General features: G+C 76.8%; 18 protein-coding genes. 10 read left to right on the top strand and 8 right to left on the bottom strand.

The genetic code is table 11. The features are described 5' to 3' along the window. The first annotated feature begins 223 nt into the window (after window positions 1-223). Window positions 224-1,306, top strand: coding sequence for a S1 family peptidase (locus ACZ7LB_RS17715; RefSeq protein ID WP_471469138.1), 1,083 nt, complete (start codon window positions 224-226; stop codon window positions 1,304-1,306). A gap of 213 nt (window positions 1,307-1,519) precedes the next feature. On the opposite strand, the gene ACZ7LB_RS17710 is transcribed toward ACZ7LB_RS17715, so the two are convergent. Next, entirely contained in the window at window positions 1,520-2,581 is a 1,062-nt protein-coding gene (locus tag ACZ7LB_RS17710; protein ID WP_471469136.1) for an ABC-2 transporter permease, read from the bottom strand. 152 nt (window positions 2,582-2,733) lie between these two features. Between ACZ7LB_RS17710 and ACZ7LB_RS17705 the strand changes: the two genes are divergently transcribed. Both ACZ7LB_RS17705 and ACZ7LB_RS17700 read left to right on the top strand, forming a co-directional pair. Continuing rightward, window positions 2,734-6,369 carry a DNA polymerase III subunit alpha gene (locus ACZ7LB_RS17705; protein WP_471469212.1) on the top strand — a complete coding sequence of 1,212 codons (3,636 nt, stop codon included), beginning with the start codon at window positions 2,734-2,736 and terminating at the stop codon, window positions 6,367-6,369. Next, window positions 6,366-7,376 (top strand): DNA polymerase Y family protein, encoded by a 1,011-nt coding sequence (locus ACZ7LB_RS17700; RefSeq protein WP_471469134.1) that lies wholly within the window; start codon window positions 6,366-6,368, stop codon window positions 7,374-7,376. The genes ACZ7LB_RS17705 and ACZ7LB_RS17700 overlap by 4 nt, the downstream gene beginning before the upstream one ends. Before the next feature lie 748 nt (window positions 7,377-8,124). Here the strand turns inward: ACZ7LB_RS17700 and ACZ7LB_RS17695 are convergent. Then, window positions 8,125-8,259 carry a hypothetical protein gene (locus tag ACZ7LB_RS17695; RefSeq protein WP_265293011.1) on the bottom strand — a complete coding sequence of 45 codons (135 nt, stop codon included), beginning with the start codon at window positions 8,257-8,259 and terminating at the stop codon, window positions 8,125-8,127. A 117-nt stretch (window positions 8,260-8,376) separates the two neighbouring features. Then, window positions 8,377-8,877, bottom strand: coding sequence for a ribonuclease FAU-1 family protein (locus ACZ7LB_RS17690; protein WP_471469132.1), 501 nt, complete (start codon window positions 8,875-8,877; stop codon window positions 8,377-8,379). Between the two features lie 136 nt (window positions 8,878-9,013). Between ACZ7LB_RS17690 and ACZ7LB_RS17685 the strand changes: the two genes are divergently transcribed. Further along, window positions 9,014-9,382: a GntR family transcriptional regulator gene (locus ACZ7LB_RS17685; protein ID WP_471469130.1), complete on the top strand. Its 369-nt coding sequence runs from the start codon at window positions 9,014-9,016 to the stop codon at window positions 9,380-9,382. 108 nt (window positions 9,383-9,490) lie between these two features. Here ACZ7LB_RS17685 and ACZ7LB_RS17680 read toward each other — a convergent pair whose 3' ends face one another. Further along, the gene (locus tag ACZ7LB_RS17680; protein WP_471469128.1) at window positions 9,491-10,585 is read right to left on the bottom strand and encodes a DUF5925 domain-containing protein; all 1,095 of its coding nucleotides are present in this window, start codon (window positions 10,583-10,585) and stop codon (window positions 9,491-9,493) included. Between the two features lie 283 nt (window positions 10,586-10,868). Here ACZ7LB_RS17680 and ACZ7LB_RS17675 point away from each other — a divergent pair, with 283 nt between their 5' ends. Next, on the top strand, window positions 10,869-11,675 hold the full coding sequence (locus tag ACZ7LB_RS17675) for an SGNH/GDSL hydrolase family protein (protein ID WP_471469126.1): 807 nt from the start codon (window positions 10,869-10,871) through the stop codon (window positions 11,673-11,675). 668 nt (window positions 11,676-12,343) lie between these two features. Then, window positions 12,344-12,610 (top strand): hypothetical protein, encoded by a 267-nt coding sequence (locus ACZ7LB_RS17670; RefSeq protein ID WP_471469124.1) that lies wholly within the window; start codon window positions 12,344-12,346, stop codon window positions 12,608-12,610. A 464-nt stretch (window positions 12,611-13,074) separates the two neighbouring features. On the opposite strand, the gene ACZ7LB_RS17665 is transcribed toward ACZ7LB_RS17670, so the two are convergent. From ACZ7LB_RS17665 to hmgA, 3 genes are read right to left on the bottom strand one after another with little or no spacing between them, the layout of a single operon-like run. After that, window positions 13,075-14,229: a type ISP restriction/modification enzyme gene (locus tag ACZ7LB_RS17665; protein WP_471469122.1), complete on the bottom strand. Its 1,155-nt coding sequence runs from the start codon at window positions 14,227-14,229 to the stop codon at window positions 13,075-13,077. Between the two features lie 23 nt (window positions 14,230-14,252). Next, complete coding sequence (locus tag ACZ7LB_RS17660) at window positions 14,253-15,002, bottom strand: GntR family transcriptional regulator (protein WP_471469120.1); 750 nt, start codon at window positions 15,000-15,002, stop codon at window positions 14,253-14,255. Between the two features lie 27 nt (window positions 15,003-15,029). Further along, window positions 15,030-16,346 (bottom strand): homogentisate 1,2-dioxygenase, encoded by a 1,317-nt coding sequence (gene hmgA / locus ACZ7LB_RS17655; RefSeq protein WP_471469118.1) that lies wholly within the window; start codon window positions 16,344-16,346, stop codon window positions 15,030-15,032. A gap of 163 nt (window positions 16,347-16,509) precedes the next feature. On the opposite strand from hmgA, the gene ACZ7LB_RS17650 reads away from it, so the two are divergent. The 4 genes from ACZ7LB_RS17650 to ACZ7LB_RS17635 all read left to right on the top strand — a co-directional run bounded on the left by ACZ7LB_RS17650 (window position 16,510) and on the right by ACZ7LB_RS17635 (window position 20,223). After that, entirely contained in the window at window positions 16,510-17,067 is a 558-nt protein-coding gene (locus ACZ7LB_RS17650) for a hypothetical protein (protein WP_471469116.1), read from the top strand. A gap of 164 nt (window positions 17,068-17,231) precedes the next feature. Then, window positions 17,232-18,104, top strand: coding sequence for a TetR/AcrR family transcriptional regulator (locus ACZ7LB_RS17645; protein WP_471469114.1), 873 nt, complete (start codon window positions 17,232-17,234; stop codon window positions 18,102-18,104). A gap of 103 nt (window positions 18,105-18,207) precedes the next feature. Beyond that, window positions 18,208-18,390, top strand: a complete 183-nt coding sequence (locus ACZ7LB_RS17640; RefSeq protein ID WP_471469112.1) for a hypothetical protein — start codon at window positions 18,208-18,210, stop codon at window positions 18,388-18,390. 501 nt (window positions 18,391-18,891) lie between these two features. After that, window positions 18,892-20,223: an ABC transporter ATP-binding protein gene (locus ACZ7LB_RS17635; RefSeq protein ID WP_471469110.1), complete on the top strand. Its 1,332-nt coding sequence runs from the start codon at window positions 18,892-18,894 to the stop codon at window positions 20,221-20,223. 200 nt (window positions 20,224-20,423) lie between these two features. Here the strand turns inward: ACZ7LB_RS17635 and ACZ7LB_RS17630 are convergent, their stop codons facing one another. Continuing rightward, entirely contained in the window at window positions 20,424-21,068 is a 645-nt protein-coding gene (locus ACZ7LB_RS17630; RefSeq protein ID WP_471469108.1) for a TetR/AcrR family transcriptional regulator, read from the bottom strand. Between the last annotated feature and the right edge of the window lie 169 nt (window positions 21,069-21,237).

The raw sequence follows: 21,237 nt of genomic DNA, 5'->3' as shown, positions 1-21,237 counted from the left end.
GTTTGCGGGAGCGTCGTTCCGCGCGCCGGGCCCCGGCCCGTCCCCGGGGAGGGCCGCGAAGGGTGAAGGAGGTGTGCCCGCACTGGAGTTGTCGTGTACCCGTCCTGTCGGCGACCTTGTGCGCCCCTGGGGGGATTCGGAAGAGTGACCGCTCGTCAACCGGCCTTCCGGTCCGGGAAGTCCCCACAACGTCCCGGGCCGACCCCCCACAGGAGGACATGAGTTGAAGCACCGACGCATATCCGCACGACGGTCGATCGCGGTGGGCGCGGGCCTCGCCGCACTGATGGCCACGGGATTCACCTTCCAGAGTGCGAACGCCGGCGAGGCGCCGGAGTCCCCCGCTCCCAGGACCCTGACGGCCGCCGCGGCCGGGGAACTGTCCGCGTCCCTCCTCGACGGTCTGGGCGCCGGCGCCGCCGGCGGCTACTACGACGCCCGCACCGGGAACCTCGTCGTCAACGTGCTCGACGGGACGGCGGCACGGACGGCCGAGCGGGCCGGGGCCAGGGCCAGAACCGTCGAGAACTCGCTCGCCGAACTGCGGGGCGCGCAGACCGTCCTGGCCCGGGAGGCGTCCGTCCCGGGCACCTCCTGGGTGGCCGACCCGGTCACCAACAAGGTGGTCGTCACCGCCGACCGCACGGTCTCCGGGGCCCGGTGGGCCACGCTGTCCGAGGTGGTCGACGGGCTCGGCGCCAAGGCCGAGCTGCGGCGCACCGGGGGCGAGTACAGGGCGTTCACCGCGGGCGGCGACGCCATCACCGGAGGCGGCGGGCGCTGCTCGCTCGGCTTCAACGTGACCAGGGGCGGCGAGCCGTACTTCCTCACCGCCGGGCACTGCACCGAGGCCATCTCCACCTGGTCCGACTCCTCCGGCGCGGTGATCGGGCAGAACGCGGCCTCCAGCTTCCCGGACAACGACTACGGCCTGGTCAAGTACACCGCCGGGGTGGACCACCCGAGCGAGGTGAACCTCTACAACGGCTCCGCCCAGGCCATCACGGGCGCCGCCGAGGCGTCCGTCGGCATGCAGGTCACCCGCAGCGGCTCCACCACCCGGGTGCACTCCGGCACGGTCACCGGGCTCAACGCCACCGTCAACTACGGCAACGGCGACATCGTCAACGGTCTGATCCAGACCGATGTCTGCGCCGAGCCCGGCGACAGCGGCGGCTCGCTCTTCTCCGGCGACCGGGCGGTCGGCCTCACCTCGGGCGGCAGCGGCAACTGCACCTCGGGCGGCACGACCTTCTTCCAGCCCGTCACGGAGGCCCTGTCGGCCACCGGAACGCAGATCGGCTGACGGCACGCCCCGGGCACGGTCCCGCCCCGCGCGCGAGGGGCGGGACCTCCGTGCGCCGGGGCGCCCGCGCCGGAGCCCGCCGGGGCGTCGGTGCCCCGCGCGGGGCCGTCCCGAGAGAGGTGCCCGCGCCGGGATGCCGCGCGCCGGAGCCCCGCCCGCCGGGCCGCTCCGCTCTCCGCCCGCCGGGACGTTCCGCGCCGGAGCGCGCGGCCCCTACGCCGTGCCCGCGCCCGCCGCCGTCCTCCCGTCGCGTCCCCGGCGCAGTGTCGACGCCAGCAGGGTGACGAGGGTCCCGGCGAGCGCCCACGCCGACAGCACCAGCAGCGGCCCGGTCACGGCGTTCCCCTCGAAGTACGCGATCGAGCGCGCCGTCCACGTCCCCGCGCCCGGCGGCAGCGCCGGGCCGATCTCCTTCCAGAACGGCGGCAGCAGCGGCAGCGGGAAGGCGCCGCCCGCGCTCGGGTTGCCCGCGATCACCACCAGCAGGATCGCCAGGCCGATGCCGACGATGCCGAAGATCCCCTGGAGGGCGAGGGTGGCCGCCCCCACGGCGAAGGTGATCAGCGCCCCGAGCCCCCACAGCGCCGTCACACTGCCGGGCAGGGCGCCCAGGACCGGTCCGACGATCACCGCGCCGCCGAGCCCGCCGGCCACCGACACCAGCGCCATCACACCCAGCCGGATGACCGCGCGCCCCGGGTCGGCGGGCCGCGCGCCGGAGCTGATGGCGAGGATCGAGGCGAACAGGTAGCCGCCCACGCACCAGCCCACGACCAGATAGAAGGACGACAGCCCGTCGAAGTCGTGGCCGGAGGCCGGGGCCACGTCCACCGTCCGCACGGCCCGCCCCCCGGCCTCCTCCACCGTGCCGACCAGGCCCTTCAGGGTGGTGGCCAGGACGGTGCCGCCGCCGGTGGCGACCAGCAGCCGGTCGGCGGGGGCGGCCGGGTCCACGATCAGCGCGCCGTCGATCTCCCGGTCCATGATCTGCCGCCGGGCCTCCACCTCGCCGGACAGCGTGCGGGGGTCCAGCGGGGCCCCGGGCAGTGCGTCCAGCCGGGCCGCCGTCCGGTCGGCGGCGGCACCGGGCGCGACCACCCCGAAGGGCACGTCCCGCGGCGTCGGATCGTGCAGCGCGCCCACGTAGGAGGCGATGAAGAGGAGCTGGAGCGCGATCACGCCCAGGACCAGCAGGGTGGCCCGCGGGGTGACGGCGTCCCGCACCTCGCCGAGGAAGGAGCCGCCGCGGCGGCCGGTGCCCGGGGTGTGCGCCATGCCCCCACGCTCCGGTGCGGCCGGCGTTCCCGCAGGTGGAGCGGGGCCGAACGGGTATCGCACACATATTCGAGAATTGGTTTATGGTGGGGGTGAGGTGATGGGAACGCGTGTTCGACAGAGCATCGGGTTCAGGAGAGCGGGAGGTGTGCGTGCCGGGTTTCACGCATCTGCGCACCGTCTCCGGGTTCTCCGCGCGCCACGGCGCCTCCCACCCGGAGCGGCTGGCCGAGCGCGCCGCCGAGCGGGGCATGGACGCCCTTGCCCTCACCGACCGCGACACCCTCGCCGGGGCGGTCCGCTTCGCCAGGGCGTGTGCCGGGGCGGGCATCCGCCCGCTGTTCGGCGCCGGGCTGGCGGTGGCGGCACCCGAGGCCGCGGACGGCGGTCGTACGGACACCTCCGTGCGCCGGGACCGCCTCCGGACCCCGGTACGCGGCGGCGCCTTCCTCGACGAGTCGGCCCCCCGCGCGACCTTCCTCGCCCGGGACGGCGCCCGCGGCTGGGCCGCCCTGTGCCGGCTGGTCTCCGCGGCCCACGCGGCCGGGGGCGCCCCGCTGCTGCCCTGGGCCGAGCAGCGCGGCGACGGGCTGACCGTGCTGCTCGGCCCGGACTCCGACGTCGGCCGCGCCCTCGCCGCGGGCCGCCCCGACCGCGCGGCGCGGCTCCTCGCGCCCTGGCGGGAGGTGCACGGCGACGCCCTGCGCCTGGAGGCGGTCTGGCACGGCCGCGAGGGCACCGGCCCCGGCTCCCTGCGGCTGGCCGCCCGCACCGTGGGCTTCGCCGCGGAGCAGGGCGTGCGGCCCGTGCTGACCAACGCCGTCCGCTACGCCGACCCCGGCCAGGGCCCCGTCGCCGACGTGCTGGACGCCGCCCGGCGGCTGGTGCCGGTGCACGCCGCCCGGGAACCGGACTCCGGCGAGGCCTGGCTCAAGGACGCGGACGCCATGCGGCACGCCGCCGAGCGGATCGTCGAGGCCGCCGGGTTCCGGCGCGGGGCCGCCCTCGCCCTGCTGGAACAGACCCGGGCCACGGCCGCCGCCTGCCTGGTCGACCCCGAGGACGACCTCGGCACGGGCACCGTCCACTTCCCCGAGCCGGCCCTCGTCGGCGCCGGCCGCCGGACCGCCCAGCGGGCGCTGGCCTCCCGGGCGGCGGCGGGCATGGTGCGGCGCGGCTACGACCGGCGGCGCGCCTACTGGGAGCGGATGCACCACGAGCTGGACATCATCGCCCACCACGGCTTCGCCTCCTACTTCCTGACCGTCGCCCGGGTCGTGGACGACGTGCGGGACCTGGGCATCCGGGTCGCCGCGCGCGGCTCCGGCGCGGGCTCGCTGGTCAACCACCTCCTCGGCATCGCCCACGCCGACCCCGTCGAGCACCGGCTGCTGATGGAGCGCTTCCTGTCGAGGGAGCGGGTCGTGCTGCCCGACATCGACATCGACGTGGAGTCCGCGCGCCGCCCCGAGGTCTACCGGGCGATCCTCGACCGCTTCGGGCCCGAGCGGGTCGCCGCGGTGGCCATGCCCGAGACGTACCGGGTGCGCCACGCCATCCGGGACGTGGGCGCCGCCCTGTCCATGGATCCTGCCGAGATCGACCGGATCGCCAAGTCCTTCCCGCACATCCGCGCCCGCGACGCCCGCGCGGCGCTGGCGGAGCTGCCCGAACTGAGGGAGCTGGCGCGGGAGTCCCGGGACGGCGGGAAGCGCTTCGGGCGCTTCTGGGACCTGGTCGAGGCCCTCGACGCCCTGCCGCGCGGCATCGCCATGCACCCCTGCGGCGTGCTGCTGTCGGACGCCTCCCTGCTCTCCCGCACACCGGTCGTGCCGACCAGCGGCGAGATCCCGCACGGCCCCGGGAAGGAGGGGGCGTCCCCCTTCCCCATGGCCCAGTTCGACAAGGAGGACGTGGAGGAGCTGGGGCTGCTCAAGCTGGACGTGCTCGGGGTGCGGATGCAGTCGGCGATGGCGCACGCGGTCACCGAGGTGGAGCGGGTGACGGGGGAGCGGATCGACCTGGACGCGGTGCCGCAGGGCGACCCGGCGACGTACCGGCTGATCCGCTCCACCGAGACGCTGGGCTGCTTCCAGATCGAGTCGCCGGGCCAGCGGGACCTCGTCGGGCGGCTCCAGCCGGCCACCTTCCACGACCTCGTGGTCGACATCTCGCTCTTCCGGCCCGGCCCGGTCGCCGCCGACATGGTGCGGCCGTTCATCGAGGCCCGGCACGGGCGGGCGCCGGTGCGCCTGCCGCACGAGGACCTGGCGGAGCCGCTGCGCGAGACCCACGGGGTGGTCGTCTTCCACGAGCAGGTCATCGACATCGTCGCCGTCATGACCGGCTGCGGGCGCGGCGAGGCGGACCGGGTGCGGCGCGGGCTGTCCGACCCGGAGTCGCAGGGGCGGATCAGGGTGTGGTTCGCCCGGCGCGCGGCGGCGAACGGCTACGACGCAGAAACGATTCAGCGCACCTGGGGCACGGTCGAGGCCTTCGGCTCGTACGGCTTCTGCAAGGCGCACGCGGTGGCCTTCGCGGTGCCGACGTACCAGTCGGCGTGGCTGAAGGCCCACCACCCGGCGGCCTTCTACGCGGGGCTGCTCACCCACGACCCCGGCATGTACCCCAAGCGCCTGCTGCTGGCCGACGCGCGGCGGCGCGGGGTGCCGGTCCTGCCGCTGGACGTGAACCGGTCGGGCGTCACCCACCGCGTCGAGCCGGTGCCCGCTCCGCCCGGCCCGGACCGCTGGGGGCTCCGCCTCGCCCTCCGCGACGTGCACGGCATCACCGGCGCGGAGGCGGAGCGGATCGCCGGGGAGCAGCCCTACGCCTCCCTCCTCGACTTCTGGGAACGGGCCCGCCCCAGTGGACCGCTGGCCGGGCGGCTGGCCCGGGTCGGCGCGCTGGACGCCTTCGGCGCCAACCGCCGCGATCTGCAACTGCACCTCGCCGAGCTGCACCGCGGCGCCCGGGGCGGGCGGGGCGGCCGGCTCCCCCTGCCCGGCGGGCGCCGGACGGCCCCGGCCGGGCTGCCCGACCTCGGCCCGGAGGAGCGGCTCAGCGCCGAGCTGGGCGTGCTGTCCATGGACGCCTCGCGCCATCTGATGGACGACCACCGAGGCTTCCTGCGCGAGCTGGGGGTCCTGTCGGCCAAGCGGCTGCGCGAGGCGCGGCACGGGGAGACGGTGCTGGTGGCGGGCGCCAAGGCGGCCACCCAGACGCCGCCCGTCCGCTCCGGCCGCCGGGTCATCTTCTCCACCCTGGACGACGGCACCGGCCTGGTGGACCTGGCCTTCTTCGACGACTCCCACGACACCTGCGCGCACACCCTCTTCCACTCCTGGCTGCTGCTGGTGCGCGGGGTGGTCCAGCGGCGGGGCCCGCGCAGCCTCAGCGTGGTGGGCTCCGCCGTCTGGAACCTCGCGGAGCTGCTGGAGGTGCGGAAGGAGGAGGGGCTGGAGGGCGTCGCCGCCCGGCTGGCCGCGGCGGGCGGGGGCCCGGACGGCTCCCACGGCCCGGACGGTTCCGGCGGCTCCGGCGGTGCCGGTGACCGGGAGGGGCCCGGCGGCACCCCGGCGGGCCGGCGGGGCGCCGCGGGCCCGGACGGGCCCCCCGCCCCCGCCGCCCCCGCCGGCTCCGCGGCCCGGGAGCCCGGGGAGGACCGGCGGAGCATCCGCATGCCCACGGGGTACGAGATGCACCCGTGGGCCGATCTGCGCCCCGCGGGCGAGGGACCCGCGGCGGGCAGGAAGCTGTGGCACCGGAGCCCCGGGAGCGCGGGATGAGCGGCACGACCGTCCTCTGCGTGCGCTTCCAGCAGCCGCCGGAGCACGGCACGGCCCTGCCCCGGCTGCTCGGCCTGCTGGAGCAGTTCACCCCGGTCGTCGAGGCGCTGCCGCCGGACGGCGCCCTGGCCGACCTGGGCGGCGCCGAACGGTACTTCGGGCGCGGCGCGGTGGAACTGGCGTCGGTGATCCGGGTCCGCGCCCTCGCGCTGTACGGCGTCGACTGCGCGATCGGCGCCGGTCCCGGCCCGCTCTCCGCCCGCATGGCGCTGCGGGAGGCCCGGCCGGGGGTGACCCGGGCGGTGCCCGGGGACGGGGTGCGGGAGTTCCTCGCCGGACAGCCCGTCACCGCGCTGCCCGGCGTCGGCCCCGCCACCGCCCGCACCCTGTGCGAGTACGGCCTCGACACCCTCGGCCGGGTCGCCGCCGCGCCCCTGTCCACGCTCCAGCGCCTGGTGGGCGCCCGGGCCGGGCGCGAACTGCGCGAACGGGCCGGGGGAGTCGACCGGGGCCGGGTCGTCCCCAACGCCGCCGCCCGCTCGCTGACCGCCGAACGCCCCTTCGCCCGCGACGAACTCGACCCCGGCCGGCACCGCCGCGCCCTGCTCTCGGCCACCGGGGAGCTGGGCGCCCGGCTGCGCGCCGCGGACCAGGTCTGCCGCTCCCTCACCCTCACCGTGCGCTACGCCGGTCCGCCCCCCTCCCGGGCGGGCTCGGGCCGGGCCGCCGCGGGCACCACCCGCAGCCGCACCCTGGCGGAGCCCACCGCCCACACGGCCGACCTGACCCGGGCGGCCTACGGCATGTACGAGGCGCTCGGCCTCCAGCGCGCCCGGGTGCGCTCGCTGGGCCTGCGCGCCGAGGGTCTCGGCCCCGCCCGCCGGGCCGCCCACCAGCTCACCTTCGACCCGGTGGACGAGAGGGCGCGCCGGATCGAGGAGGTCGCGGACCGGGCGCGGGCGAGGTTCGGGCCCCGTGCGGTGATGCCGGGCTCCCTGGCGGCCTGACGGACCGGACCGCCGGGGGCCGGGCACGCCGCGCGGAGGTGCTCCGGGATGCCGCCCGCCCCGGGATGCCGCCAGCCCTGGGGCGGTGCCGCCGGTACCGGGTGTGGGGGGCCGGGGTCCTGTCCGCCGCCGGGGCCGGACCCCGCCGTCCGGGACTCTGCCCGGGGGTGTGTAGGGGGCCGCGTCCGGTGGCGCGTCCGGGCCCTCCGGCGGCGTTCCGCCGGTCCCGGCGCGGGCGCCGGAGTCCCCCGAAGTTTTGCCGACGCGTAACCACACGTCTGTACTACTCGCTCGTAACTTGAGGGGTGAGCGGCTTCCCCGGCGCGGAGCGCCGTGCCGTCCTGCCCGGCCGGCCGGCCGGTGGGTGCCGGGCGCCCCCGCCCGGTCACGGCGGGGGCATCACGGATGAGCGGGGCTTGCCCGGCCTGAGCCGCCGGGCAAGCCCCGTGTTCCCCCGTGGTCGGTGGGTCTGGCTAGCTGCCGGGGCCGGGCGGCGCGACAGCGGCGAGGAGGGCGGCGGCGGCCGTGTGCGGCACGGACATGGCTGACTCCTCGGGGTAGTTGCTGAACTCGGGTGGCGGATGCCGGAACCCGTGGGGGTGATCAGCAAACTAGCCCCGAGGAGCCGGAAAGTCGCCCGCCGGAGACGGACGGAGCCAATCCTTATGGTGGAGTTAAGGAAGCGCTGAGGCTGTCCTCAGAAACCGCCGCCATCCACCGGACGCGCCGGACTCCCGGCGGGCCCGCGTCAGTTGTCGGGCCACCAGGTCCGGGCGATGTCCTCACGGATCTCGGGGCGGCGGACGGGGTGTTCGGCGGATTCCCCGCGGACCCGGCGGGCTTCGGTCTTCTTCAGGGGCTTCTGCACGGTCAGACGGCGCATGGCTGCCTCCTCGCGGATTCACCGGGTTCCGTGTTCTCACGGAGGTAGCCCACCCCTTCCCCGGGACCCGCCCATCGATGCGTCCCGGCGGGGAGAGACCGGCGGGCCCGGCCGCGCTCAGGCCCGCAGACCGCTGAGACCACCGCCGCGGGCCAGCCGTTCCAGCTCGTCCAGGGCGCGCACGGCCGCCGCCGCGGCGGCCGGGTCGCGCTCCGCCAGCCCGCTCGCGGCGAACTCGTCCTCGTCCAGGCGCCGTACGTCCGTGCCGTCCGCGGAGCACCACAGATCCAGGTCCAGGTCCTCGACGACCAGTTCCCCGCCGGTGCGCACGGCGGGGCGGGTGACGTCGCAGTACCAGCCCTTCAGCCCGCCCGTCCCCGTCCGCACCTCCTTGACCGCGTACCACCGGTCGCGCCAGTAGTGCTCGGTGAACACGTCGCCCGGCGCGAAGCGCACGAAGCCGAAGTCGCGGACGCCCGCCCCGGCCCAGGGCGCGCGCACGGCCAGCCGGGCGCCGTCGTCGTGGAGCAGCGCGGCGGGGTAACGGATCTTCGTACGGCCCGCCTTGACGAGGACGACGTCCACCGTGCCCTGCGGTCCGACCGGTTCCGGGGACATGCGTCCCTCCTTCCACGGGCCTCCCGCCCGGCCCGCGCCCGCCGCGGACCGCCCCGGGAGGCGGTACGGGGGCACGGTAGGCCGCCCGGCGGGCGCGGTGCCTCCGGGTTTCCCCCGGATACGCGACAATCGGCCGGTGACTCTCACCCTCCGCATCGACGACGGCGCCCCGCCCTACGAGCAGGTGCGCGCGCAGATCTCCGAACAGGCGCGGTCGGGCGCGCTCCCCGTCGGGTACCGGCTGCCCACCGTGCGCGGGCTGGCCGGGGAACTGGGGCTCGCCGCCAACACCGTGGCCAAGGCCTACCGGGCGCTGGAGGCGGACGGGGTGATCGAGACCCGCGGGCGCAACGGCACCTTCGTCGCCGCCGCCGGGCAGGCCGCGGACCGGGAACTGGCGTCCGCCGCCCAGACCTACGCCGCGCGGGCGCGCCGGCTCGGGCTCACCGAGCCGGACGCGCTGGCCGCCGTGCGGGACGCCCTGCGCGCGGCGTACCGGGACTGAGGCGCCGCGCCCCGGCGCCGTCCGGGGCACGGCGGGGCCGCTTCCCCGGGGTCTTTCGTCTGGATCGGGCCGGACCCCGCGAGCCCGGCCTGATCCAAACGAGAGGCCCTAGAGGTACAGCCCGGCGTCCGCCCCCTCCCGGGGCTCCGGCAGGGTGGTGGGCCGGGTGCCCCGGCGCAGCGCGTACAGCTCGGCCAGGGTGGCGCCGTCGCGGCCGACGCCCTCCTCGGTGCCGAGCCACTCCACCGCCTCGCGGCGGGTCAGCGGGCCGACCTCGATGCGGGCCAGGCAGCGGCCGGGGCGGACGACGGCGGGGTGCAGGCGTTCGAGGTCCTCGTTGGTGGTGACGCCGACCAGCACGTTGCGGCCCTGGCCGAGCAGCCCGTCGGTGAGGTTGAGCAGCCGGGACAGGGCCTGGCCCGCGGTGTGCCGGGCCTCGCCGCGGATCAGCTCGTCGCAGTCCTCCAGCAGGAGCAGCCGCCAGCGGTTCCGGCCCGCCGCGTCCTCCTCGCCGATGGCGATGTCCATCAGATACCCGACGTCGGAGAAGAGCCGCTCGGGGTCCAGGACGCAGTCCACCTGGCACCACTCGCGCCAGGAGCGGGCCAGGGTGCGCAGCGCGGAGGTCTTCCCGGTGCCGGGCGGCCCGTGCAGGAGCAGCAGCCGGCCCGCGATGTCCTCGGGGGTGGTGCTCATCAGGCCGTCCATGGCCGCCGCCACCGGAGCGGTGTAGTTGGCCCGCACCTCGTCCCAGGAACCGGCCGCGATCTGCCGGGTGGTGCGGTGCGGGCCGCGCCGCGGGGAGACGTACCAGAAGCCCATGGTGACGTTGCCCGGCTGCGGCTCGGGTTCGTCGGCCGCGCCGTCCGTGGCCTCGCCGAGCACCTTCTCGGCCAGTTCGGCGCTGGTCGCCGTGACCGTCACATCGGCGCCCCGGCTCCAGCGCGAGACGAGCACCGTCCAGCCGTCGCCCTCGGCCAGCGTGGCGCTGCGGTCGTCGTCGCGGGCGCAGCGCAGCACCCGCGCGCCGGGCGGCAGCAGGGTCGCGCCGGACCGGACGCGGTCGATGTTGGCGGCGTGCGCGTACGGCTGCTCGCCCGTCGCGAAGCGGCCGAGGAAGAGCGCGTCGACGACGTCGGACGGCGAGTCGCCGTCGTCGACGGTGAGCCGGACCGGCAGGGCGTCGTACGGATTCACGGACATGCCCCCCATGATCCGCCGCGGCCCCCCGCCGCGCACCCGCTTTCCCCGGGCTCCGCCGGCGTGTCGCGGGGACGGCGGCGAGGGCGCCGCGGGGGGCGGCGGCGGGCCGGAGGAAGTGTCAGGAGGGGCGTGCGGGGCGGGGGTCGGCCGCCCCGGAGCGCCGGGTTCCGGAGGTTCTGGGGAGGACGGCGCGGAGGAGGTGAACTTTTGGCATGGACACTTCTAATCAACGCGCGTAGCTGCTACCACAGTTGCGGCAGACGTTCTGCTACAAGGAGGTCCCATGAGACGTTCCCGGTTCGTCGTCCTGCTCAGCTCGCTCACCCTCGCCGCGGTCGCCGCCCTCACCGGAACCTCGGCCGCCGCGGGCGCCGGAACCGCCGCCGCGGGCGGGTACGTGGCCCTCGGCGACTCCTACTCCTCCGGGGTCGGGGCGGGCGGCTACATCGGCTCCAGCGGTGACTGCAAGCGCAGCACGAAGGCGTATCCCTCCCTGTGGGCGGCGGCCCACTCGCCCTCGTCCTTCTCCTTCACCGCCTGCTCCGGCGCCCGGACCGGGGACGTGCTGTCCGGGCAGCTCGGCCCGCTCGGCTCCGGCACCTCGCTGGTGTCCATCAGCGTCGGCGGCAACGACGCGGGCTTCGCCGACGTCATGACGACCTGTGTGCTCCAGTCCGAGAGCACCTGCCTGTCCCGGGTCGCCACGGCGGAGTCCTACGTCAACTCGACGCTTCCCGGCAATCTCGACCGGGTGTACTCCGCGATCCGCTCCAAGGCGCCCGGCGCCAAGGTCGTGGTGATCGGCTACCCGCGCTTCTACAAGCTCGGCACCACCTGCGTCGGCCTCTCCGAGGGCAAGCGGAAGGCGATCAACGCCGCCTCCGACCGCCTCAACACCGTGCTCGCCCAGCGCGCCTCCGGGCACGGCTTCACCTTCGCCGACGTGCGCTCCCCCTTCACGGGCCACGAGATCTGCTCCGGGAACTCCTGGCTGCACAGCGTGAACTGGCTCAACATCGGCGAGTCGTACCACCCGACGGCGGCCGGACAGTCCGGCGGCTATCTCCCCGCCCTCACCGGCGCCGCCTGACCCGCACCGCACCACCCGGTCCGGCGGTCCCTCTCCCACCGCCGTGTTCCCGGGGCCCCGCCGGCCCCGGGAACACGGCGGTTCCGCCGGCCGGGACCGGCCGTGGGGCCGGACGCCGCGCGCCGTTCACCGGCGCGCCGCCCGGGGGGCGTGAGATCGGACACGTTCCCGGCCCGGGACGCGCCCGGCGCGAGGGCCGTCGGCGGACCCGGCGCGGACCCGGCGCGGGCCCGTCCGCGGGGCCCGGAGCGCGCGGGCGCCTCACCGGAGGTCACCGTCCCGCGCCGAGAGGGGGCGCACGGCGGTCGCCCCCGGGAGCGGGGCGGGGAGCCGCCGGGCGCCCGTGTGCGCCAAGTGCCGCTTGTGCGCCCTGGTGTGGTTCCGCGCTCCGTGGGGATGCTCAAGGGTGACACGCCCCTGACCGCCCCCCGGACGGACCGGCCCGCCTCGTGACGGACGGTGACCGCCGGACCCCCCGCGCGGGGGACGGAACGGCCCGCGGGCTGGGCACTTCACCAACTCGCCCTGGAAACTGTCGGATTCGGAGAGTGATCGTCAACCCCCTTGTGGGGAAGGTGAATCCTGTGACCGCGATACACGCATGCCCGGCCGGGGAGATAGGGTTACCCTGCCCGGGGCCGGGCGGACTCGTACGGGTGGGGAGTGACATGGAACAGATAACGATGCGCAGCAGGGCCAGGGTCCCTGCGATCACCTGCGGGAGCAGCGCGACCAGCTCCCGCCTCGACCGTCATCTCGCGGTGCTCGGCGGGCCCGCCCTGCCGCAGCGCGAGACGCTGGAGGCGACATCGCTGATGCGTGAGCTGACCGCGCGCGACAGGGTGCGCGAGCGCAGCAGCAGGGGCGCCCGCGTGCGCCGGGTGTCGCTCTTCGCACCACTGCGCCGGCTGCGCCGCTCGCTCTTCGCCGGCTAGCCGACCGCCCCGCCCGGGCGACGACACCGTCCCGGCACGGCGCCGCATCCCGTCCGTCATCCCCACGGCACGCGGAGGCGCCCCCGGTGTGCTCCCGGGCGGGCGCGGTCCCGGCGACCCCGTACGACCCCGCCGTTCCCGGCCCGTACGGGCGTCCGGCCCCCGTGCCCCGCACCCCTCCGCAGGCGGCCCCCTGCGGCCCGTTCCGAGGCACCGCCCCGCCGTGCCCGCCACCGTGCCCCACCGCCGCACCCCGCCCGGCGGTGACGCGCCGCCCGCGCCGGGGCGGAGCCCTTCCGCGAGGCCCGGCCCTCGGCCCCGGACGCCCTCCTCGCACGGGTCCTCGACCGGGTGCCGGACGCCCCGGGCCGGCGGGCCCGTCCGCGGTCCTCGTCCACGTACTCCGGTCCGGTGCTCCCGCCCCCGAGGGATCAGGGCCGCCGGGCTCCCGGGACGGGACACCGTCACAGCAGGGCGAGCTGGCCCTCCGGGCCCTCCTCCCGGTCGTCCAGCACCGAGGCCGGGCGGCGGGCCGCGGCCGGGGCCGGGAGCACCCCCGCTTCCCGCAGCTCCGTCGCCGTCACCGGGTCCGTCACCGTCAGCGCCGCGCACGGGGGACCGAGTTCGGACAGCAGCGCCAGGACGGTGATCAGCTCCAGCAGCTCGGAGGTCCAGGACTGGGGCCAGCCCGCCGGGCGGATCGCGGCGAGCCCGCCGGGGCCCTCGGCGGTGCGCTCCGCGAACCACCGCTCCAGGACCCGGACCCCGCCCGCCTCGAAGTCCCAGGCCCCCGCCGGGACGGGGGAGACGCGGCCCCCGTCCAGGTGCAGGGTCTCCTCCTCGCGGTCGTAGCGGAGGGTCAGCGGGCGCGGGGGCAGCGCCGCCCGCACATACGGCCGCCGTCCGCCGGGCAGCCGGGGCCGCTCCCCGTCGCGGCGCATCAGCCACAGTGCCCGGAGGCCCAGCTCCACCCCGTGCTCCCACTGGGCCCGGTCCGCGGTGAGCGGGACCAGGGGGCCAGGCCGGGCGGCGGCCAGCAGCCACGCCAGCACGTCGGCGGGGGAGGGGCGGATCCCGAGCCGGACCGTCAGATGGTCCAGCAGCCCCGGTGCCAGATTGGGCTCCGCGCCGCCCGGCCTGCGGTACAGCGGGCGGATCCGGCCGGGGCCGAGCAGCGGCGGCAGGGAGGTCACCAGCAGCGGCGGTCCGGCCGCGCCCGGCACCTCCACCAGGAAGACCTGCCGGGCGTCCGCCACCCGCCACAGCTCGGGCCGGGCCGCGTCGATCAGCCGGTGGTCGGGCAGCAGCCACTGCTCGTCGAAGGGCCCGCGCAGCACCCGCACCGGCTCCGGGCACGGCCCCGGGAGGCGTGCCAGCCGCTCCGTGCCGCCGGAGGTGCCCGGCAGCCGGGGCACGGCGGTCTCGGGGGTGCGCGAGCGGCTCGGCTCGAACAGGGCCTCGCGGTCCGGTCCCTCCGCCGCCACCAGGGCGTCCCAGCGGGCCCTGAGCGAGGCCGGGTCGGGACCCGCCGGCCACCCCCGGCCGAGCCGGGGCGGTGCGACGGACCACGGCATGAGGTCCGCGGGGCGCGGAGCGTCGTCGGGCGTCACGCCGGGCATCGTACGACGGGGCCGCCGGCCCGTCAGGTGGCGTCCAGGGTGACCGTGAAGGAGAAGCGGTCCCCCCGGTAGTGGATGACCGCCACGTCGAGCACCCGCCCCGCCGGGTCGTAGGTGACGCCCGTGTAGTGCAGGATCGGGCTGAGCAGCGGCACCCGGAGCAGCCGGGCCGTCTCCGGGTCCGCGAGCCGGGCCTCGACGGTGTCGGTGATCTTGCTGATCCGCAGGCCCGCCACGTCCCGCAGCACCTTCGTCATCGGCCAGCGGGCCAGGTCGTCGGGGTCGATCCGGGCGGCCAGCTCGGGCCGGACGTAGTTGCGGGCGTGGTTGGTCGGCTCGCCGGTCTTCTCGTCGCAGCGCAGCCGATGGTAGGCCGCCGCCCGCGCCAGGTCCGGGAAGTACTCGGAGAGTTCGGGCGGCACCGGCACCACGCCGTGCTCCAGCAGCGAGCTGGTCATGCCGGACTGCTGGGCGACGATGGCGTCCACCGAGCCCAGCAGCCGCACCGGGGCGCCCCGCCGCGCGTCCGGCTCGATGAAGGTGCCCCGGCGCCGGTGGCGGCTGATCAGCCCCTCCTCCTCCAGCTCCTTCAGCGCCTGCCGCATGGTGAGCACGCTCACCCCGTAGTGCCCGGCGAGCTGCTCCTCCGTGGGGAGGCGCAGCGGGTCCCGGGGCGAGCGGCCGAGTATCGAGGCGCGCAGCGACTGCGACACCTGGTACCAGAGCGGCAGCTTGCGGTTGAGGACGATGGAGTCCGGGGCGAAGGAGGTCACGGGCCTATCCGTACCGGTCCGGTCCGCTCAGTGCAACGGGCGGAAGTGCCGCTCCAGGCCCTGCCACACGTCGTCGTAGCGCTCCTGGAGGTGGTCGGCGCGGGCCGCCTGCGGCGTGAGGGCCACCGGCCAGCGGGTCTCGAACATGAACGCCAGCCCGTCGTCGACCTTCTGTGGCCGCAGCTCGGCGGCGCTCGCCCGGTCGAAGGTCTCCCGGTCCGGACCGTGCGCCGACATCATGTTGTGCAGCGAGCCGCCGCCCGGCACGAAGCCCTCCGCCTTGGCGTCGTAGGCGCCCTCGATCAGGCCCATGTACTCGCTCATCACGTTGCGGTGGAAGTACGGCGGGCGGAAGGTGTCCTCGCCCACCAGCCAGCGCGGCGCGAACACCACGAAGTCGACGCCCGCGAGGCCGGGGGTGTCGGACGGCGAGGTGAGCACCGTGAAGATCGACGGGTCCGGGTGGTCGTAGGAGATGCTGCCGATGACGTTGAAGCGGCGCAGGTCGTAGACGTACGGCAGCAGGTTGCCGTGCCAGGCGACCACGTCGAGCGGGGAGTGGTCGTAGGTGGCCGTCCAGAGGTTGCCGCAGTACTTGTTGACCACCTCCACCGGGCCCTCGACGTCCTCGTGGGCGGCGACCGGGGCCAGGAAGTCCCGCGCGGCGGCGAGGCCGTTGGCGCCGATCGGGCCGAGGTCGGGGAGGCGGAAGAGAGCGCCGTAGTTCTCGCAGACGTAGCCCCGGGCGTCGTCGTCGAGCAGCTCGACCCGGAAGCGCACCCCGCGCGGGATCAGCGCCATGTGGCCGGGCTCGGCGCGCAGCAGCCCGAACTCGGTGCGCAGCAGCAGCCCGCCGCGCTCCGGGACGATCAGCAGCTCGCCGTCGGCGTCGGAGAAGACGCGCTCCATGGAGGCGTTGGCGTGGTAGAGGTGCACGGCCATGCCGGTGCGCTGGGTCGCGTCGCCGTTGCCGCCGAGGGTCCAGAGCCCCGCCAGGAAGTCCGTCCCGGCCGGAGGAGCGGGCCGGGGGTTCCAGCGCAGCCGGTTGGGGTCCGGCACCGTCTGGGTGAACGGCGCGGTGCGGATGGTGCCGTTGCCCGTGCGGGTGAAGGAGGGGTGCGCGGCGGAGGGGCGGATGCGGTAGAGCCACGAGCGCCGGTTCTCCGCGCGGGGCTCGGTGAAGGCCGAGCCGCTGAGCTGCTCCGCGTAGAGCCCGAGGGGCGCCCGCTGCGGCGAGTTGCGGCCGTCGGGCAGGGCCCCCGGCACCGCCTCCGAGCTGTGCTCATTGCCGAAACCGGACAGGTGGGAAAGCCCCTCCGCCGCCTTGCGCGCGTCCGCGCTCATCACTCGCTCCCTCGCCGAACTGATTCCTATGGGACACCGTAGGATTGAGGCCCTCCCCGCGCAAGGGCCCGTACGGGTCTTCCTGCCCGGTCCGGGAGGGTTGGCCGGAACCGCGCCCCCCGGGGCGTTCGGGTCGTCGGACCGGTGTTCTAGTCTCCGGGGCATGTCGTGGACGCGCAGAGCAGTCGCCGCGCTCGCGGTCTGTCTCCTGCCGCTGGCCGGGACCACGGGCTGCGGCAGCACCGGCGGTACCCGGGAGCCGGGGGCCGGCCGGACCTCCGCCGCTCCGGTGGGGCGGCTCCTCGCCGGCACCGACGAGGAGGGGAACCGCTACCGCGAGGTGGACGCCGCCGGGGCGCCCGGGGCGGGCCTCCAGGTCCAGCCCGCCGCCGACGGGGGGTGGGAGGTGGGCCTGGACCTGCGCGGCTTCCGCCTCTCCCCGTCCGGCGCACCCGCCCGCGCCGTCGCCGGGCGCGGCTTCGCCCGCCTCTTCCTCGACGGCGACCCCCTCGTCCGGCTGCGCGGCCCCCGCCACCGGCTCGACGCCGCTCTGGTGCCGCGCGGCACGCACCGGCTCACCGTCCGCCTGTACGCGGACGACGGCACCGTCTGGGCGGTGGACGGCCGCCCCGTCGAGAGCACCGCCGACCTCACGGTCTCGGACGCGGGGGGCGGGCCCCCCGGGGAGGCGGGGGAGCGCGGCACGGAGGGGGTGCGGTGAACCGCCCCGGTGCCCCGGCGCCGCCCGGCGGCCCGGGGAGCCCGGGCGGGCCCGGCGGAACCGGCGGCCGGGGCGCTTTCGGCGGGTCCGGCGGTTCCGGTGCTCCCGGCGGGTCCGGCGGGTCCGGTCGCTCCGGGGCGCGGGGGGAGGGGGCCGGGGCCGGTGTGCCGCGTGCCGCCCCGCTGCTCCGCAGCGTGCCCGTGCAGCGGCGCAGTGCCGAGCGGCTGACCCGGATCCTCGACTCCTGCGCCGTCCTGCTCGACGAGGCCGGGTACGACGCGCTGAGCACCCGTGCCGTGGCGCTGCGCGCGGAGGTGCCCATCGGCTCGGTGTACCGCTTCTTCGGCAACAAGCGGGAGATGGTCGACGCCCTCGCCCAGCGCAATCTGGAGCGCTACATGGAGTCCGTGACCGAGCGGCTGCTCGGCGGCGGCGGGGCGGGCGCCCGCGGCGCGGCCCGGACCGACGGCTCCGGGACCCCTCCCGCGGCCGCCGCCGGTACGGGGGCGGAGGGCACGGCGGAGGGCGGTCCCGGCCGGGGCGGTGCCGGGGCGGGCGGTCCCGGCGGAGCGGGCGGGCCCGGCGGGGCGGACGGGGTTCCCGGCGCGGCCGGGTCCGGAGCGCGCGGCTGGCGGGAGGCGCTGGACGTGCTGCTCGACGAGTACCTCGCGATGAAGCGCGGCACCCCCGGCTTCGCCCTCGTCGACTTCGGCAACCAGATCCCCGTCGGGGACCCCCGCGCCGAGCCCAACCACCGGGTGTCCCAGCGGCTGACGGACCTGCTCGCCGGGTACCTCGGCCGCCGCCCGGACGAGGCGCTGCGGCGTACCTTCCTCGTCGCCGTGGAGACCGCCGACGCCCTGGTGCGGCTGGCCTTCCGGGTCGCGCCGGGCGGGGACGAGGCGGTCCTGGAGGAGGCCCGGGAACTGCTGCGGGCCTATCTGGGCCGGGTGCTCGACGGGCCGCCGCCGGGGCCTCCCGTCCCCGCCCCGGACCCCACCGGGGCCCCGCCCCCCGGGACCGGTGCGGTGTCCTGAGATCCCGCGCCCCCGCCCCGCGCCGCCGTGGCGCGCGTCCGGGCGGCTGCGATGATGGCCGGGTGGCGCGGCCGGCGGGGCCGCGGCCCGGGGGAGGTCCGCAATGATCCTGGCAGTGCTGAGCGGGGTGCTCCTGCTGACCGTCGGCGGCTGCGTCTGCGTGGTCCTGGCGGCGCGCGGCGGTGCGCGCTGGACGCGTGTGGCCGCCGCGGCGACCCTGGCGGCGGGCGAACTGGTGCGCCGTCCGGACCGGCGACGGAACGACGCCGGGGGCGCGGACGACTGACGGCGCGGGCGACCTGTCGACCGTACGGATGGCCGACGGGCTCCGACGGTCCCGACAGCCCGGACGGCTCCGGCCGGGGCGGCCCGATCGACAGGCGGACGGCCGGCGGGGGCGGGTGGTGCGCGGCGGCCGGAATGCCGGGGTGTCCCGGACGGCCGACGCGGTCGGGGCCGCCCGGTTCGTCCCGGCCCGCCCCGGCCCGTTCGCCTGCCGGGCCCGTTCCTGCCCGACCCTGCCCGACCTGGCCGGACCCGTCCGGATCCGGTCCCGTCCGGTCCGCCGCGGGGGTCGTGCGGGGGTCGTACGGGGAGCGCCGCGGGTCACGGAGCCGGGGCCCGGGCCGCCCGGAATGCGAACGATGGCGGAAAGTTGCCGTCCTGTGTCTTCCGCCCGACCCGTACCTTCCGTTAGCTTCCGTGACGCACACCCTGCCGCGCGCACCGCGCGGGAGGGCCGGGCGCGGAGTGTTCGGCGCTCGGTGAGTTCCCGGGGGCACCAGCAATGACACGCGCCATCTCGCTGTACGACGTGAGCAAGACCTACACGCGCGGCGGCCCCCGTGCGGTGGACCGGCTGTCACTGGACGTCCCGCCGGGCGAGTTCCTCGTCCTGCTCGGCCCTCCCGGCTGCGGCAAGTCCACCGTCCTGAGGATGATCGCCGGGCTGGAGGAGATCAGCGAGGGCGGCCTGCTGCTGGACGGCGAGTACGCCAACGACCTGCTCCCCGCCGAGCGGCGGATGGCGGTGGTCCTCCAGGACGCCCTCCTGTACCCGAACACGGCCGGGCGCGGGGCCACCGGCTTCCCGCCGCGCGTCGAGACGCTCCGCGAGGACCCCGGCGCCCGGGTCTCCGCCGCCCGGACGGCGGGCATCGAGGACCTGCTCGACCGCTTCCCCGCCCAGCTCTCCGGCGGCGGGCACCGGCGCGTCGTGACGGGCCGGACCACCGCCCGGCGCCCCACCGCCTTCCTGATGGACGAACCGCTGTCCGGCCTGGACCCCGAACTCCGCGTCCATCTGCGCGCCGAGATCACCGGGCTGACCCGGGACCTGGGCGTCACCACCGTCTACGTCACCGACGACCCGGCCGAGGCGATGTCGCTGGGCGACCGGGTCGCCGTGCTGCGCGGCGGCGTGCTCCAGCAGGCGGACCCGCCGCGCACGGTGTACGGACTGCCGCGCAACGCCTTCGTCGCGGGCTGCGTCGGCACCCCGCGCATCAACCTGCTGCGCGGCATGGTCCGCGCCCCGGTGGGTGGCGCCATGACCATCAGCCTCGGCAGGCAGTGCCTGTTCCTGCCCGAACCGCTCTCCCGCGACCACGAGTTGCTCCGCGTCCAGCAGGGCCGCGAGATCGTCGTGGGGCTGCGCCCGGATGCCGTCCGCGTCGCGGGCCCGTCCGCCGCGCGCCCCGGCGAGATGCCGCTCACGGGGCTGGTGGAGCACGTGGAGTACCGCGGCCACGAGTGCCTCACCCATGTCACCACGGGCTCGCGGCCCGTGGTCGTCCCCGGGCTGGAGTCGCCGCGCCCCGCGGTCCGCCCGGAACGGCGGCGCCGGGACGGCACCGTCCTGGGGCGGTTCAAGGAACGGGCGGGCGGACGGCGCGGCGATCCCGTCGTCGTGCTGGAGGCGCCGCCCGCCCCGCCGCCGTTCGCGGCGGCCGACCGCCGGACGCCCGGCGACCTGATCGTGCGGACCGCTCCCGACCTGGTGCTCCGTCACGGGATGCAGGTGCCGCTCCTGGTCGACCCGGCCCGGCTGTTCGTCTTCGACCAGCGGGGGGAGCGGATCTGCCCGGCACCGGCGTGGCTGCCGGATCTGGAGGCGTGAGCGGAGCGGGGCCGGGGCGCGGGACGGGGAGCGGGGGCCCGGGTCCGGGCGGTCGGTCCGGTCGGTCGGTCCGGTCCTCGGGCGCGGCGCCGGATAACCGGTCGCCGAACCGGGTGCCGGGGCGCGGGGCCACGGCCTGTGCGCCGGGGAACCGGGTACCGGACCGGGTTCCCGGTGCCGTTCGGCAGTCCCATCCCCCGTCAGGGCGCGGTCGTGTCCAGGCGCTCGTACTGCTGGGCCAGCCCGTCCAGGAGCGCGGTCAGCCCGGTCGTGAAGGCCCGTTCGTCGATCAGCTCCTGCCGCTCGGCCAGCAGATGGGCCTGCCCGAGGTGCGGGTAGTCGTCGGGGTCGTAGGCGCTCGCGTCGTCCACGAAGCCCCCGGCGAACGAGCCGAGCGCCGAGCCCATCACGAAGTAGCGCATCAGCGCGCCGATGGAGGTGGCCTGGGCCGGGGGCCAGCCCGCGTCCACCATCGCCCCGTAGGCGGCGTCGGCCAGGCGCAGCCCGGCGGGGCGGCGGCCGGGGCCGCGCGCCAGCACCGGGACGATGTGGGGGTGGTCGCGCAGGGCCGCCCGGTAGGAGAGCGCCCAGTCGCGCAGCGCGGTGCGCCAGTCGCGGCCGTCCTCGAACATCGACAGGTCGACCTGGGCGCTCACCGAGTCCGCGACCGCCTCCAGGATCTCGTCCTTGGTGCGGAAGTGGTTGTAGAGGGAGGGCCCGCTGACGCCCAGCTCGGTCGCGAGCCGCCGGGTGGAGACGGCGGCGAGGCCCTCCGCGTCCACCAGCGCGCGGGCCGCACCGACGATGCGTTCGGTGCTGAGCAGGGGCGTGCGCGGTCGGGCCATGGCGCACATCGTAGGTCCCGCGCGGGCGGACGGGCCGGGCCCGCCGCGGGGGACGGCCCCGGCCCCGGGTTCCCCCGGGCCGCGGGCCCCCGGCCGTCCGCCGCTCCGGCCCCCGCCGCTCCGGCCCCCGCCACTCCGGCCGTCCGCCACTCCGGCCGTCCGGCTCCCC

Source organism: Streptomyces sp. NPDC107521 (assembly GCF_055598485.1).
This window is presented reverse-complemented; position numbering and strand designations above follow the sequence as displayed.